This window comes from Streptomyces sp. NPDC026246, assembly GCF_055567995.1.
Window position 1 is genome coordinate 764,651 of the sequence record NZ_JBVHPJ010000003.1, and the last position, 14,547, is coordinate 779,197.

14 protein-coding genes are annotated in these 14,547 nt (G+C 70.7%); 9 read left to right on the top strand and 5 right to left on the bottom strand.

Annotated elements, in window-relative coordinates; translation table 11 throughout:
* Positions 1-633: an AIM24 family protein gene (locus tag ACZ4M5_RS11725; protein ID WP_467735579.1), complete on the bottom strand. Its 633-nt coding sequence runs from the start codon at positions 631-633 to the stop codon at positions 1-3.
* Between the two features lie 169 nt (positions 634-802).
* Here ACZ4M5_RS11725 and ACZ4M5_RS11730 point away from each other — a divergent pair, with 169 nt between their 5' ends.
* The 5 genes from ACZ4M5_RS11730 to ACZ4M5_RS11750 all read left to right on the top strand — a co-directional run bounded on the left by ACZ4M5_RS11730 (position 803) and on the right by ACZ4M5_RS11750 (position 4,230).
* Complete coding sequence (locus ACZ4M5_RS11730) at positions 803-1,147, top strand: DUF3817 domain-containing protein (RefSeq protein ID WP_398106506.1); 345 nt, start codon at positions 803-805, stop codon at positions 1,145-1,147.
* A complete protein-coding gene (locus ACZ4M5_RS11735; protein WP_467735469.1) occupies positions 1,144-1,437 on the top strand; it encodes an MTH1187 family thiamine-binding protein in 294 nt (97 codons plus the stop codon). The genes ACZ4M5_RS11730 and ACZ4M5_RS11735 overlap by 4 nt, the downstream gene beginning before the upstream one ends.
* Before the next feature lie 84 nt (positions 1,438-1,521).
* Positions 1,522-2,031, top strand: a complete 510-nt coding sequence (locus ACZ4M5_RS11740; RefSeq protein ID WP_467735471.1) for a MarR family winged helix-turn-helix transcriptional regulator — start codon at positions 1,522-1,524, stop codon at positions 2,029-2,031.
* A gap of 43 nt (positions 2,032-2,074) precedes the next feature.
* A complete protein-coding gene (locus tag ACZ4M5_RS11745; RefSeq protein WP_398106503.1) occupies positions 2,075-2,413 on the top strand; it encodes a DUF3817 domain-containing protein in 339 nt (112 codons plus the stop codon).
* Positions 2,414-2,529: 116 nt separating this feature from the next.
* Complete coding sequence (locus tag ACZ4M5_RS11750) at positions 2,530-4,230, top strand: acyl-CoA mutase large subunit family protein (protein WP_467735474.1); 1,701 nt, start codon at positions 2,530-2,532, stop codon at positions 4,228-4,230.
* Positions 4,231-4,303: 73 nt separating this feature from the next.
* Here the strand turns inward: ACZ4M5_RS11750 and ACZ4M5_RS11755 are convergent, their stop codons facing one another.
* Positions 4,304-4,915 carry a TetR/AcrR family transcriptional regulator gene (locus ACZ4M5_RS11755; RefSeq protein ID WP_467735476.1) on the bottom strand — a complete coding sequence of 204 codons (612 nt, stop codon included), beginning with the start codon at positions 4,913-4,915 and terminating at the stop codon, positions 4,304-4,306.
* Positions 4,916-5,152: 237 nt separating this feature from the next.
* On the opposite strand from ACZ4M5_RS11755, the gene ACZ4M5_RS11760 reads away from it, so the two are divergent.
* From ACZ4M5_RS11760 to ACZ4M5_RS11775, 4 genes are all read left to right on the top strand, one after another.
* Entirely contained in the window at positions 5,153-6,127 is a 975-nt protein-coding gene (locus tag ACZ4M5_RS11760) for a tetratricopeptide repeat protein (protein ID WP_467735478.1), read from the top strand.
* Between the two features lie 621 nt (positions 6,128-6,748).
* Entirely contained in the window at positions 6,749-7,387 is a 639-nt protein-coding gene (locus ACZ4M5_RS11765) for a DUF6230 family protein (RefSeq protein ID WP_451879591.1), read from the top strand.
* A gap of 187 nt (positions 7,388-7,574) precedes the next feature.
* Positions 7,575-8,159, top strand: a complete 585-nt coding sequence (locus tag ACZ4M5_RS11770) for a DUF6114 domain-containing protein (protein WP_467735481.1) — start codon at positions 7,575-7,577, stop codon at positions 8,157-8,159.
* A gap of 91 nt (positions 8,160-8,250) precedes the next feature.
* Positions 8,251-9,537: a hypothetical protein gene (locus tag ACZ4M5_RS11775; protein ID WP_467735581.1), complete on the top strand. Its 1,287-nt coding sequence runs from the start codon at positions 8,251-8,253 to the stop codon at positions 9,535-9,537.
* 170 nt (positions 9,538-9,707) lie between these two features.
* Here the strand turns inward: ACZ4M5_RS11775 and pyk are convergent, their stop codons facing one another.
* From pyk to pta, 3 genes are all read right to left on the bottom strand, one after another.
* A complete protein-coding gene (gene pyk, locus ACZ4M5_RS11780) occupies positions 9,708-11,135 on the bottom strand; it encodes a pyruvate kinase (RefSeq protein ID WP_467735483.1) in 1,428 nt (475 codons plus the stop codon).
* Positions 11,136-11,209: 74 nt separating this feature from the next.
* Positions 11,210-12,424: an acetate kinase gene (locus ACZ4M5_RS11785; RefSeq protein ID WP_467735485.1), complete on the bottom strand. Its 1,215-nt coding sequence runs from the start codon at positions 12,422-12,424 to the stop codon at positions 11,210-11,212.
* The gene (pta, locus tag ACZ4M5_RS11790) at positions 12,421-14,511 is read right to left on the bottom strand and encodes a phosphate acetyltransferase (RefSeq protein WP_467735487.1); all 2,091 of its coding nucleotides are present in this window, start codon (positions 14,509-14,511) and stop codon (positions 12,421-12,423) included. Before pta ends, ACZ4M5_RS11785 begins: the two co-directional genes overlap by 4 nt.
* Positions 14,512-14,547: the final 36 nt, after the last annotated feature.

Below are 14,547 nucleotides of genomic sequence, written 5' to 3' on the forward strand. Positions count from 1 at the left end.
TCACACGTCTCCCGCGATCGTGTTCCGCTCGCTCGGCTGCACGTACACCAGCCCGTCCCCCTCGAACCGCATCTGGAACGCCTCGCCGCCGCCCTCCCCGAGCAGCGTGCGGAACGTCACACCGGACTGGAAGGACTGCCGCAGGTTCCCCTGGTGCGCCACGTACGCGCCCGGGTCCACGGTCAGCGGGTACTGCGGGCTGACCCGGAGCACCACCGCCGGCCCGTCCGACATGATCGCCGCCTGGCCGTGGCCCTCGAGGGTCGTGGTGAACAGCCCGTTCCCCTGGGAGGCGCCGCGCAGGCCGGTGAACTCGGTCCCCGTGCGCAGCCCGCCGTCGGTCGCGAGCAGGTTGCTCGACTCGACGTAGAGCCTGTCGCCCTGGACGCTGACCAGGTTGATCTCGGAGGCGCGGTCCGCGAACCAGCAGGTCCCCCGGCCCTTCACCTCCATCAACGTCATCTGCTCGCCGGTCAGGCGCCGGGTCACCATGCCCCGTATGCCCTCGCCGCCGCCGCTGAGTTTCTTGAAGGCCATCTCGCCGTCGTACGCGACCATCGAGCCGTTCTTCGCCTTCACGGCGTCTCCGGTCATGTCGACGGCGAGCACCTTGCTGCTCTGAAGTCGGAACATCGCCACGTACGCGAAGGTATCCGCAGGCCCGGGCCCACGGACAGGGCCCGTGGGAGGAGAACGTCCCCGAGCGCACCCCTAGGGGCCGGGCGGCCGGGGCCGTTTGCCACAATGGGCGCGACGCTTGTGCGTGCGTTCACAAACCGATCTCTGCCACCGAAGGTGACCCGTGGACCTCAAGACCGCCACCGCCCTCCGCCGCCTCCGCCTGGTCTCGGCCCCCGAGGCGATCTCGTTCCTGCTCCTGCTGGTCTGCTCGGTGCTGAAGCGGACCACGGACTTCAACGCCGTGCCGGTGATGGGGGCGGTGCACGGTGCGCTGTTCGTCCTCTACGTCGTCTTCTGGGCCGACGCCTGGAACCGGGCCAAGTGGCCGCTGGGGACCGCCGCGCTGTACTTCGTCCTCTCGGTGCTCCCGGCCGGCGGCTTCTTCGCCGAGCGCCGGCTGCGGCGTGAGGCCGAGGACGCGGTCATCGCCTCCCGCGTGCGCAAGGAAGGCGTGGTGAACGCGTGATCGTCGCCTTCTCCGTGACGCCGCTGGGCGTCGGCGAGGACGTGGGGGAGTACGTCGCCGACGCCGTGCGGGTGGTGCGGGAGTCCGGGTTGCCGAACTCCACGGATGCGATGTTCACCTCCGTCGAGGGGGAGTGGGACGAGGTCATGGACGTCGTCCGGCGTGCCGTCGCCGCCGTCGAGCGCCGCGCGCCGCGCGTCTCCCTCGTGCTGAAGGCGGACATCCGCCCCGGCGTGACGGACGGGCTGACGTCCAAGGTGGAGACGGTGGAGCGGCACCTCGCGCAGTAGCGACCGCCGGCGCGCTCCCCGATGAGTGGACCGAAGGGCGAGACGGAGCTGACCACCATGTGACCGGCCGGTAAGGTCTGGTCCGTGCCGAAGCCGCTCAGTCTCTCCTTCGACCCGATCGCGCGCGCCGACGAACGCTGGAAGCAGCGCTGGGGAAATGTGCCGTCCATGGCGGCGATCACCTCGATCATGCGGGCCCAGCAGATCCTCCTCGGCGAGGTGGACGCGGTCGTCCGGCCGTACGGGCTGACCTTCGCCCGCTACGAGGCCCTGGTGCTGCTCACCTTCTCCAAGTCGGGCGAGCTGCCGATGTCCAAGATCGGCGAGCGGCTGATGGTGCACCCCACGTCCGTGACCAACACCGTCGACCGGCTGGTCCGGTCCGGCCTGGTCGCCAAGCGGCCCAACCCCAACGACGGCCGCGGCACCCTGGCCAGCATCACCGCCAAGGGCCGCGAGGTGGTCGAGTCGGCCACGCGGGACCTGATGGCGATGGACTTCGGGCTCGGCGCGTACGACGCCGAGGAGTGCGCCGAGATCTTCGCGATGCTGCGCCCGCTGCGGGTCGCGGCCGGCGACTTCGAGGAGCAGTGACCCGGGGCAAGATCTCCCGGAACGGGTCGTTACGCTCGACGGCATGAAGAAGAGCGTGCTGACCCGCTACCGGGTCATGGCCTACGTCACCGGTGTGCTGCTCGTCGCGCTGACCCTCGGAATGATCGGCAAGTACGTCCTGGATCTGGGCGGCGCGGCTGACTTCACCCAGGTGGTCAGCATCGCGCACGGCTGGCTGTACGTCGTGTACCTGATCTTCGCCTTCGACCTGGGGTCCAAGGCGAAGTGGCCGGTCAAGAAGCAGCTGTGGGTGCTGCTGGCCGGCACGATCCCCACGGCCGCGTTCTTCGTCGAGCGCCGGATCAGCCGCGAGCTGGACGGCCGGCTCGCCGAGGACGTGCCCGCGCCGGCCAAGGCGTAGCAGGACACCCGGGGCCGCCGCCGTACGCGCGCGTACGGCGGCCGTCCTCACCCGTTCGCCAGGTCACCGCCGTCAGCCATCGACATTTACTAGGACGTCCAAGTAAATTCGAGGGTATGGACGCTGACGCCATCGAGGAGGGCCGCCGCCGCTGGCAGGCCCGGTACGACGCCGCACGCAAGCGCGAGGCCGACTTCACCACGCTCTCCGGGGACGCCGTGGAACCGGTGTACGGGCCCCGGCCCGGCGACCGGTACGACGGGTTCGAGCGGATCGGCTGGCCCGGGGAGTACCCCTTCACCCGCGGCCTGTACGCGACGGGCTACCGGGGCCGCACCTGGACCATCCGGCAGTTCGCCGGGTTCGGCAACGCCGAGCAGACCAACGAGCGCTACAAGATGATCCTCCGCAACGGCGGAGGCGGGCTCTCGGTCGCCTTCGACATGCCGACCCTCATGGGCCGCGACTCCGACGACCCGCGCTCGCTGGGCGAGGTCGGCCACTGCGGCGTGGCGATCGACTCGGCGGCCGACATGGAGGTCCTGTTCAAGGACATCCCGCTGGGCGACGTCACCACGTCCATGACCATCAGCGGCCCGGCCGTGCCCGTCTTCTGCATGTACCTGGTGGCCGCCGAGCGGCAGGGCGTCGACCCCTCCGTCCTCAACGGCACGCTCCAGACGGACATCTTCAAGGAGTACATCGCCCAGAAGGAGTGGCTCTTCCAGCCCGAGCCCCACCTGCGCCTCATCGGCGACCTCATGGAGCACTGCGCGGGCGGGATCCCGGCGTACAAACCGCTGTCCGTCTCCGGCTACCACATCCGCGAGGCCGGGGCGACGGCCGCCCAGGAGCTGGCCTACACCCTCGCCGACGGCTTCGGCTACGTGGAGCTGGGCCTCTCGCGCGGCCTGGACGTCGACGTCTTCGCGCCCGGCCTGTCCTTCTTCTTCGACGCGCACGTCGACTTCTTCGAGGAGATCGCCAAGTTCCGCGCGGCCCGCCGCATCTGGGCCCGCTGGATGCGGGACGTCTACGGCGCGAAGTCGGAGAAGGCCCAGTGGCTGCGCTTCCACACGCAGACCGCGGGTGTCTCCCTCACCGCCCAGCAGCCGTACAACAACGTCGTCCGCACGGCCGTCGAGGCCCTGGCCGCCGTCCTCGGCGGGACGAACTCGCTGCACACCAACGCGCTCGACGAGACCCTGGCCCTGCCGAGCGAGCAGGCCGCGGAGATCGCGCTGCGCACGCAGCAGGTGCTGATGGAGGAGACCGGCGTCGCCAACGTGGCCGACCCGCTGGGCGGTTCCTGGTACATCGAGCAGCTGACCGACCGCATCGAGGCCGACGCCGAGAAGATCTTCGACCAGATCAAGGAGCGCGGCCTGCGGGCCCACCCCGACGGGCAGCACCCCATCGGCCCGATCACCTCCGGCATCCTGCGCGGCATCGAGGACGGCTGGTTCACCGGCGAGATCGCCGAGTCGGCGTTCCGGTACCAGCAGGCGCTGGAGAAGGGCGACAAGCGGGTCGTCGGCGTGAACTGCCACGACGGCTCCGTCACCGGTGACCTGGAGATCCTGCGCGTCAGCCACGAGGTGGAGCGCGAGCAGGTGCGCGTGCTGGCCGGCCGGAAGGCGGCGCGGGACGACGCGGCGGTGCGCACCGCCCTGGACGCCATGCTGGACGCCGCCCGCAGCGGCGCCAACATGATCGAGCCGATGCTGGAGGCCGTCCGCGCGGAGGCCACGCTCGGGGAGATCTGCGGGGTGCTCCGCGACGAGTGGGGCGTGTACACGGAGCCGGCCGGCTTCTGAGGGGCCAGCGGGTGTCCGCAACGTCGCGTCGTCCGCCCGGCGGGCGGGGCAGGCGAGGCTGTGCGGACACCCCCTACGACCCCAGCCCCTGCAACAGCACCCTGGTGAAGCCGCGGACCCACTCCTCGTCGGCGGGTTCCGCGCTCACCAGGGTGCGGTGCACCACCGCGCCCGCCACCATGTCGAAGATCAGGTCCACCGTGCGCGCCGCCGACTCCGGGTCGTCCTCGGCCGGGAGTTCGCCGCGCGCCTGGGCCCGGGCGCGGCCCTCCAGGACCAGCCGCTTCTGCCGGTCCACCACCGAGGCGCGGATGCGTTCGCGCAGCGCCTCGTCGCGGGTGGCCTCCGCCACCACCGCCATCAGGCCGCTGCGCGCCTCCGGAAGCGCCAGGATCGCGGCGAACTGCAGCACCACGCCCTCGATGTCGGCGGCCAGCGAGCCGCAGTCGGGCAGCTCCAGCGCGTCGAACAGTTCGGCCACGGCGTCGACGACCAGTTCGTTCTTGCCCGCCCAGCGGCGGTAGAGCGTCGTCTTCGCAACCCCGGCACGCGTCGCCACGTCCCCCAGGGTGAGCTTGGACCAGCCCAGGTCCACCAGCGCCTCACGGGTCGCGGCCAGGATCGCGGCGTCCGCCGCGGCGCTGCGCGGGCGCCCGGAACGGCCGGACGGGCTGCGACTGTCCATGTCCTGACCATAAACCGACGGTTCCCGCACGGCCCCGTGAGGGAGATCACCGGGGAGCGGTGTCCCGAAGCCCGCGTCTGGCATTACGCTACGACTCGTAGCGAAAGCCCGTGCCGGACGTACACGGGCCTCGACACGCACGGCGTGGGGTGGGGACCCGGCGCCGAAGGGCACCGACCGGCCCGGCTTCCACACCGCGTTTTCACACGCGCGCGCACTACGGGGGAGGATAGGCGCATGCAGCCACGGAACATGTCCATGAGCGGAGTCGTCGACCTCGCCGCGGTGAAGGCGGCCCAGGAGGCCAAGGCGAAGGCGGAGCAGGCGCGGGCCCAGGCGGCCCGCGAGGGCGGCACGGGGGCCATCTCCCCGGCCGACCTGGTCATCGACGTCGACGAAGCGGGCTTCGAGAACGACGTCCTGCAGCGGTCCGCCGAGGTGCCGGTCGTCATCGACTTCTGGGCCGAGTGGTGTCAGCCCTGCAAGCAGCTGAGCCCCGTCCTGGAGCGGCTGGCCGTCGAGTACAACGGCCGCTTCCTGCTCGCCAAGATCGACGTCGACGCCAACCAGATGCTGATGCAGCAGTTCGGTGTCCAGGGGATCCCCGCGGTGTTCGCGGTGGTCGCCGGGCAGGCGCTGCCGCTCTTCCAGGGTGCCGCCGGCGAGGAGCAGATCCGGCAGACCCTGGACCAGCTGGTGCAGGTCGCCGAGCAGCGCTTCGGTCTGACCGGCCTCGTCGTCGACCCGGAGGCTGAGCCGGGCGGTGCCCCCGCGGCCCCCGAGCGTCCGGCCGGTCCGCACGACGGGCTCCTGGAAGCCGCCGTGCAGGCGCTGGACTCGGGCGACCTGGGCGGGGCCATCCAGGCCTACCGCAACGTGCTGAACGAGGACCCGGCCAACGAGGAGGCCAAACTGGGCCTCGCCCAGGCCGAGTTGCTCCAGCGGGTGCAGGGCGCCGACCCGCAGCGCGTGCGCCGGGAAGCGGCCGAGAAGCCGTCCGACGTGCAGGCGCAGATCGCCGCCGCCGACCTGGACCTGGTGGGCGGTCACGTCGAGGACGCGTTCGGCCGGCTCATCGAGACCGTGGCGCGCACGGCGGGCGACGACCGGGACGCCGTACGCGTCAGGCTGCTGGAGCTGTTCGAGGTCGTCGGCCCCGAGGACCCGCGGGTGATCGCGGCGCGCCGGGCCCTGGCGCGCGCCCTGTTCTGACCAGTCGTTAAACGCCCGGGCCTGTGGTGCCCGGGTGAAAAGTCTGCTGTGGAGTCGTCACCGCGGCCGCGCTTTGCCAAATCTTGGTAATCGCGGCCGCTGTTACTGCCAGTACATCCTGGGCGTTGATCTGTCGGATTCTGTCCAGCGATCAACAGCTTTGTACCGCCGCCCGGCGCCACCGTGCGTCGCCGTCCGAGACCGTTGGGTCGTTGTTCGGTTATCCCGCCGTTACTAGTGAGTAACGAACCCCCTTGTGCGGGCGGCGAGAATGCACCACGATCGGCCACGCTCGGTCCATTCCCGTACCCCGGCAGCCGGTTGGGTCGCGGGACGATCTGGGTCCCCACCGAGCAGAGCCGGCGGCAGTGGCGCCGGCTCTAGGACAGGGGGGTCTTCACCCACCCGGTGAAGCCTGTCCAGCAGGGTTGTGCGTGATGCGTGTCAGGCGCGACCAGTGGTTGTCGCTCGGGGGTGATCGCCGGTGATTCGGGCGCAGTTGCGCCGCCGAGTGCAGGCGCTCTCCTTCCCGAGGACGTAGCACTTCTCCCATCCCTGCCCGGCTGAGCCGCACTTCGCGGCGGGCCGGGACAGGAGATGTACGTCCGAGAAGGAGGAAATATGGAGTCCCAGGTGCGTGGCGGGACCAGATGGAAGCGGTTCGCTGTGGTCATGGTGCCCAGCGTCGCCGCCGCGGCATGTGTGGGTGTCGGACTCGCTCAGGGGGCGCTCGCCGCGTCGTTCAGCGTCTCCGGCCAGCAGTTCAAGGTGTCGGCCGGTCACCTGCACGGTGATGGTTTCGCCCAGTACGGCGGAATCGACACCGTCTACAAGACGACCGAGGGCAAGGAGAAGGTGCCGGTCCCGGTCGCCATCTCCTCGTTCGACACGGCGACCATCAAGAAGATGTGTCAGTCGGTCGCGACGCCGATCCCGCTCATCGGCAAGACGGTGTACCTCCGTCTCGAGGCGGGCAACGACAAGCCGGTCACCGCCGAGAACCTCTACATCGACGTCGCCCAGCTCGACGCCGACGCGAAGTTCAAGAACATCGACATCGGCGTCGCCGTCAAGGACAAGACCCGCGGCCCCGACGTCAAGCAGGGCGAGAACGTCCTGCCGGGCGGCTTCGCCCAGCAGGCCGAGTCGGCCGACCTCACCGGCGTCAAGCAGACGGCGTGGGCGACCTCGGCCGGTACCTTCACGCTCAACGGCCTGTCGATGAAGCTCGGCATGGACAAGGGCATGGAGTGCTTCTGACGGCCTCGGGTCGTCAGGCACACCAAGGGCCGAAGCGCCCCTGAAGGGCGGGGAAGCCCTCGCTTCCCCGCCCCGCCGCCCGGCCGGGCCGTACGCCGGGCGCCTCCACAGACTCACCACTTCCGGCTACTGAACGCCTACGGCCGAGCCGGTACGTACCTCCACCGGACCGAGGGAGCTGTTTTCCATGAGTGCCGAGACTCCGGTCCAGAGCGCCGGGACCTTCACCCGGCTGCGTCGGCGATTCCGTGACTGGCGGGGCAACCGGCCGTTCTGGGCGGGGCTGTTCACCATCCTCGGCGGCGTGCCGATCGCCTACTTCCCCTACGCCACCCTGAAGCTGGGAACCATGTCGCTCACCATGGCGACCACCGCGGGTGCCGGCTCCCTCATCATCGGCGTCCTGCTCGTGACGCTGGGCCTGACCATGTGGTTCCAGCAGGCGACGCGCATCTTCGCCGGTGTGGCGGCGATCATCCTGGCCCTGGTGTCGCTGGTGGTCTCCAACATCGGCGGCTTCATCATCGGCTTCCTGTTCGCCATGCTCGGCGGCGCGCTGGCGATGGCCTGGGCGCCGGGCCGGCCGGAGGACAACGGACGCGGCAAGCGGTCGGCGGATCAGGGCCCCGCGGACAAGGCCGCCTGGGAGCCCGCCCCCGCCGGCGAGCCCGGCGAGCCGGGGCACCCGCAGCCCGCCCCCGGGGCCGGTGACGGCGAAGCGGCCGGCGACGCGCGGCCCGAGGCGCACCACGGGGGGCACCGTGTCGGCTGACGCCCGCGACCAGTTCCCCGGGACGCAGGACCGGCCGAGAACGGGTCCCCGTCACGCGGCCCCCAAGAAGCCGCTGTTCACCAGGTTCCAGATGCCGGCCGGCAAGGCGATAGCCATGGCGGCGATGCCCACCGCCGTCCTCATGGGCATGGGATTCACCCCGACGCTGGCCCTCGCCGACGATCAGCCGGCGGCGTCCAACAGCCTCAAGGCCGACGAGTACAAGGACTGCGTCGAGGCGCTCGACAAGGACAGCGACAAGGACAAGGCCGACGCCTCGCCCTCCCCCTCGCCCTCGGCGAGCGGCAGTGAGGACGACGGCGACAAGGACACCCCCACGGCAGAGCCGACTCCTTCGGCGTCGGCGGGCGGTTCGGACGCGGACGCGGACGAGAGCCCGGCGGGCTCCTCCGGTTCGTCAGGTTCGTCGGATTCAGGTTCCGACGACCCGGGCGACACGGCCGAGCCGAAGCCCGCCCCCTCCGCCTCCGGGGACGCCTCGGACGAGAAGGAGGACGAGGCGGCGCCCAGCCCGTCCGAGTCCAGGAGCGGCGGCATCCTGGAGGACATCGGCGACGCGATCGGCGGCATCCTCACGGGCGGCAAGTCCACCGAGAGCCCGAGCCCCACGCCGTCGGCGTCCACGTCGCCGTCCGAGCAGGCGAGCACGCCGGAGAAGACGGAGGAGCCGTCCGGCACGGACACCTCCGGCAGCGCCGGGAAGACCGCGGGCAAGGCCACCGGGACGGCGAAGGACGCCGTCGAGGACACCGCGAAGGACGCCACCGACGCCGCGTCGAAGGCGGCCGAGGACGCCGAGGACGCCGAGGACAAGGCCGAGGAGGCGGCGGACGAGGCCACGGCTTCCCCCAGCCCCTCCGCGAGCCCCTCGGTCGACCCCGAGGACTGCCCGGCCGCCACCGACGCCGAGGGGGGCGTCGACAACCAGATCCTGGTGCCCGACGACCCGTGGTACCTGGAGGCCAGCTCCCTGACGCTCAAGGGCGCCGACTACCAGGGCATCGTCGAGGTGAAGACGGCGAGCGGGACCACCAAGAAGGTGCTGAAGTACGTCATCAGCAACGGCACCGACATCGGGGACCTGCACCAGCTGGTCAAGGACAAGCAGTCCGGGAAGACGCACCACGTCCAGGCCGCGAAGGGATCGATCTCCACGATCGACGACGGCAAGACGGTGATGTACACGGAGAGCATCTCCGGCAACCTGCTCGGACTGATCCCGGTCACCTTCGACCCGGAGCACCCGCCGCCCCTGAACATCCCGCTGATCTACTTCACCAAGGTCAAGGTCACCCAGGCCGCCCAGTTCGGCGGCACGCTGACGGTGCCGGGGCTGCGCCAGTACGTGACGGGCTGACGCCGCCTGCGAGGTCTCTGAAGGAGCCGCAACCGACTGTGCCCCGCCGGATTCGACCGGCGGGGCACAGTCACGTGCGCGAGAAAAGGTTGATCAGTTATAGACGGCAACGAGGGCGCCCCCTGTGTCGCAGGGGGCGCCCTCGGTCGTGTGTGCCGGGGTGGGCGTGGTCAGCTCGTCGCCTCGCCCAGGTGGTGGACGCGGACCATGTTGGTGGTGCCGGGGACGCCGGGGGGCGAGCCGGCGGTGATCACCACGATGTCGCCGGCGTTGAAGCGGTTGAGCTTGACCAGCTCCTGCTCGACCAGTTCGACCATCTCGTCGGTGCTGTTCACGAACGGCACGACGTACGGCTCGACGCCCCAGCTGAGCGCCATCTGGTTGCGGGTGCCCTCGTCGGTGGTGAAGGCGATGATCGGCTGCTGGGCGCGGTACCGGGACAGCCGGCGGGCGGTGTCACCGGACTGCGTGAAGGCCACCAGGCCGCGACCGCCGAGGAAGTCGGCGATCTCGCAGGCGGCACGGGCCACCGAACCGCCCTGCGTGCGAGGCTTCTTGCCCGGCACCAGCGGCTGCAGGCCCTTGGACATCAGCTCCTGCTCGGCCGCGGTGACGATCTTCGACATCGTCTTGACGGTCTCGACCGGGTACGCGCCCACGCTCGACTCGGCGGACAGCATGACCGCGTCGGCGCCGTCCAGGATCGCGTTGGCCACGTCGGAGGCCTCGGCGCGGGTCGGACGGGAGTTGGTGATCATCGACTCCATCATCTGGGTCGCCACGATCACCGGCTTGGCGTTGCGCCGGCACAGCTCGATCAGGCGCTTCTGCACCATGGGGACCTTCTCGAGCGGGTACTCGACGGCGAGGTCACCGCGGGCGACCATCACGCCGTCGAACGCCATCACGACGTCCTCCATGTTCTGCACCGCCTGCGGCTTCTCCACCTTGGCGACGACGGGGACGCGGCGGCCCTCCTCGTCCATGATGCGGTGCACGTCCTGGACGTCCTTGGCGTCCCGGACGAACGACAGCGCGACCAGGTCGCAGCCCATGCGGAGCGCGAAGCGGAGGTCCTCGACGTCCTTCTCGGACAGGGCGGGCACGTTGACGGCCGCGCCGGGCAGGTTGATGCCCTTGTGGTCGGAGATGACGCCGCCCTCGATGACGATCGTCTTCACCCGGGGGCCCTCGACCTCGGTGACCTTCAGCTCGACGTTGCCGTCGTTGATGAGGACCTGGTCGCCCTTGTTCACGTCGCCGGGCAGGCCCTTGTAGGTGGTCCCGCAGATCGTCTTGTCGCCGGGGACGTCCTCGGTGGTGATGGTGAACTCGTCACCGCGGACCAGCTCCACGGGGCCCTCGGCGAAGGTCTCCAGCCGGATCTTGGGGCCCTGGAGGTCGGCGAGGACACCGATGGCCCGGCCGGTCTCCTTGGCGGCGGCCCGGACCCGGTCGTACCGGCCCTGGTGCTCGGCGTGCGAGCCGTGGCTGAAGTTGAAGCGGGCCACGTTCATGCCGGCTTCGATCAACGCGACAAGCTGCTCGTGGGAGTCGACCGCGGGGCCGAGAGTACAGACGATTTTCGAACGGCGCATGGGGGCGATCCTATCGGTTTGTTTCCCAGCGGAATATTCCGTCTGGCGGAAAATACAAAAGGGCGGGTTGCCGCTCAGGTGTGATTCCCCGAACCAATTACCAGCGCGTAGGTCTGGGTCGCGATCTCCATTTCCTCGTCGGTGGGGACCACGGCCACCGCCACCCGGGCACCCTCGGGCGAGATCAGCCGCGCCTCGTCCGAGCGCGCCCCGTTGCGTCCGGGGTCCACGGCGAGGCCCAGCTCCTCCAGGCCCGCCACGGCGGCCGCGCGCACGGGCGCCGCGTTCTCCCCGACACCGGCGGTGAAGGCGACGGCGTCCACCCGTCCGAGAACGGCGTAATAGGCGCCGATGTACTTCTTCAGCCGGTGAATGTAGATGTCGAACGCCAGCTCCGCCTGCTCGTCGCCCGCGTCGACGCGACGGCGGATCTCCCGCATGTCGTTGTCGCCGCACAGCCCGATCAGCCCGCTCTTCTTGTTGAGAAGAGTGTCGATCTCGTCGGCGGACATTCCGCCGACACGCATCAAATGGAAGATGACGGCCGGGTCCATGTCTCCCGAGCGCGTACCCATCACGAGCCCCTCCAAAGGCGTCAGCCCCATGGAGGTGTCCACGCAGCGGCCGCCCCGCACGGCCGACGCCGACGCCCCGTTGCCCAGGTGCAGCACGATCACGTTCGTCTCGGACGGGTCCTTGCCCAGCAGCCCGGCGGTGGCGCGGGAGACGTAGGCGTGCGAGGTGCCGTGGAAGCCGTAACGGCGGATGCGGTGCTCGTCGGCGGTCTTCACGTCGATCGCGTAGCGGGCGGCCGACTCCGGCATCGTGGTGTGGAACGCGGTGTCGAAGACGGCGACCTGCGGCAGGTCCGGCCGCAGCGCCTGCGCCGTGCGGATGCCGGTGAGGTTGGCCGGGTTGTGCAGCGGCGCCACCGGGATGAGCCGCTCGATCTCGGCGAGCACGGCGTCGTCGATCACGGTCGGCTCGGTGAAGGACTTGCCGCCGTGCACCACCCGGTGCCCGATGGCGGCCAGTTCGGGGGAGTCCAGCCCGAGGCCGTCCTTGGCGAGTTCCTCCGCCACGGCCTTCAGGGCGGCGTCGTGGTCGGCGATCGCGCCGCCGCGCTCCCGGCTCTCGCCGCCCGCCGGCGTGTGCTTCAGCCGGGAGGACCGCTCACCGATGCGCTCGACCAGGCCCACCGCCAGCCGGCTGCTGTCGCGCATGTCGAGCAGCTGGTACTTCACCGACGAGGAGCCGGAGTTGAGGACGAGGACACGGGTGGGGCTCACTGGGCGGTCACCTTCTCGCTCGGGGACTGGGCCTGGATCGCCGTGATGGCGACGGTGTTGACGATGTCCTGCACCAGGGCGCCCCGGGACAGGTCGTTGACCGGCTTGCGCAGACCCTGCAGCACCGGCCCGACGGCGATGGCGCCCGCCGAGCGCTGCACGGCCTTGTAGGTGTTGTTGCCGGTGTTCAGGTCGGGGAAGATCAGCACGCTCGCCTGCCCGGCGACCTCCGAGCCGGGCAGCTTGGTCGCCGCGACGGACGGCTCCACGGCGGCGTCGTACTGGATCGGGCCCTCGATCCGCAGGTCGGGCCGCCGGGCGCGCACCAGCTCGGTGGCCTCGCGGACCTTGTCGACGTCGGCCCCCGTGCCGGAGGTGCCGGTGGAGTACGACAGCATCGCGATGCGCGGCTCCACGCCGAACTGTGCGGCGGTGGTGGCGGACTGGATGGCGATGTCGGCCAGCTGCTCGGCGTCGGGATCCGGGTTGACCGCGCAGTCGCCGTAGACGAGGACCTTGTCGGCCAGGCACATGAAGAACACCGACGAGACGATGTCCGCGTCCGGCTTGGTCTTGATGATCTCGAAGGCCGGGCGGATCGTCGCGGCGGTGGAGTGCACCGAGCCCGACACCATGCCGTCGGCGAGACCCTCCTGGACCATCAGCGTGCCGAAGTAGTTCACGTCCGAGACGACGTCGTACGCCAGCTCCACGGTCACACCGCGGTGGGCGCGCAGGGCCGCGTACTTCTCGGCGAAGGAGTCGCGCAGCTCGGAGGTGGCCGGGTCGATCAGCCGGGACTCGCCGAGGTCCACGCCGAGGTCGGCGGCCTTCTTGCGGATCTGGTCGACCGGGCCCAGCAGGGTGAGCTCGCACACGCCGCGGCGCAGCAGCACCTCCGCGGCGTGCAGCACCCGCTCCTCGGTGCCCTCGGGCAGCACCACCCGGCGCAGGTCGGAGCGGGCCTGCTCCAGCAGCTTGTGCTCGAACATCATCGGCGTGACGCGGTCGCTGCTCGGCGCGGAGACGCGGTGGGCCAGTCCGGCGGTGTCGGCGTACCGCTCGAACAGGCCGAGGGCCCGCTCGGCCTTGCGCGGGGTGGCCGCGTTGAGCTTGCCCTCCAGGGAGAACAGCTGCTCGGCGGTGGGGAAGCTGGTGCCGGTCACCGACAGCACCGGGGTGCCGGGGGCGAGACGGTCGGCCAGGGTCAGGATGTCCCGGCCGGGCACCTCGTCCAGGGTGAGCAGCACGCCGGCGATCGGCGGTGTCCCGGCGCTGTGGGCGGCCAGCGCGCCGACGACCAGGTCCGCCCGGTCGCCCGGGGTGACGACCAGGCAGCCCGGCGTCAGGGCGTTCAGGAAGTTCGGCAGCATCGCACCGCCGAAGACGAAGCCGAGCACGTCCCGGGCGAGCCCCGAGTCGTCGCCGAGCACCACCCGGGCGCCGAGGGCGTGGCTGATCTGCGAGACGGTCGGGGCGGACAGCGCGGGCTCGTCGGGCAGGACGTAACAGGGTGCGGGGAGCCGGGAGTCCAGCCGGGCGGCGATCGCGTCCCGGTCCTCGCGGGCCACCCGGTTGGTGACCATCGCCAGGACGTCGCAGCCGAGGGTGTCGTAGGCGCGGTAGGCGTTGCGCGTCTCGGCGAGCACCGCCTCCACGCTCTGTCCGCGCCCGCCGACGACGGGGATCACGGAGGCACCGAACTCGTTGGCCAGCCGGGCGTTGAGCGACAGTTCGTCGGGCAGCTGCGTGTCGGCGTAGTCGGTGCCCAGGACCAGGACCACGTCGTAGTCGCGGGCGACCAGGTGGAAGCGGTCGACCAGCGTGGAGACCAGCTCGTCCGTACCGGCCTCGGCCTGCAGGGCGGACGCCTCGTGGTAGTCCATGCCGTAGACGGTCGCCGGGTCCTGGGTGAGGCGGTAGCGGGCGCGCAGCAGCTCGAAGAGGCGGTCGGGCCCGTCGTGCACCAGGGGCCGGAACACACCGACCCGGTCGACCTGCCGGGTGAGGAGCTCCATGACCCCCAGTTCGACGACCTGGCGGCCGTCGCCGCGGTCGATGCCGGTCACGTACACGCTGCGGGTCACGCGCGCTCTCCGTTTCGTTCCGAATGGGGGGTGCGT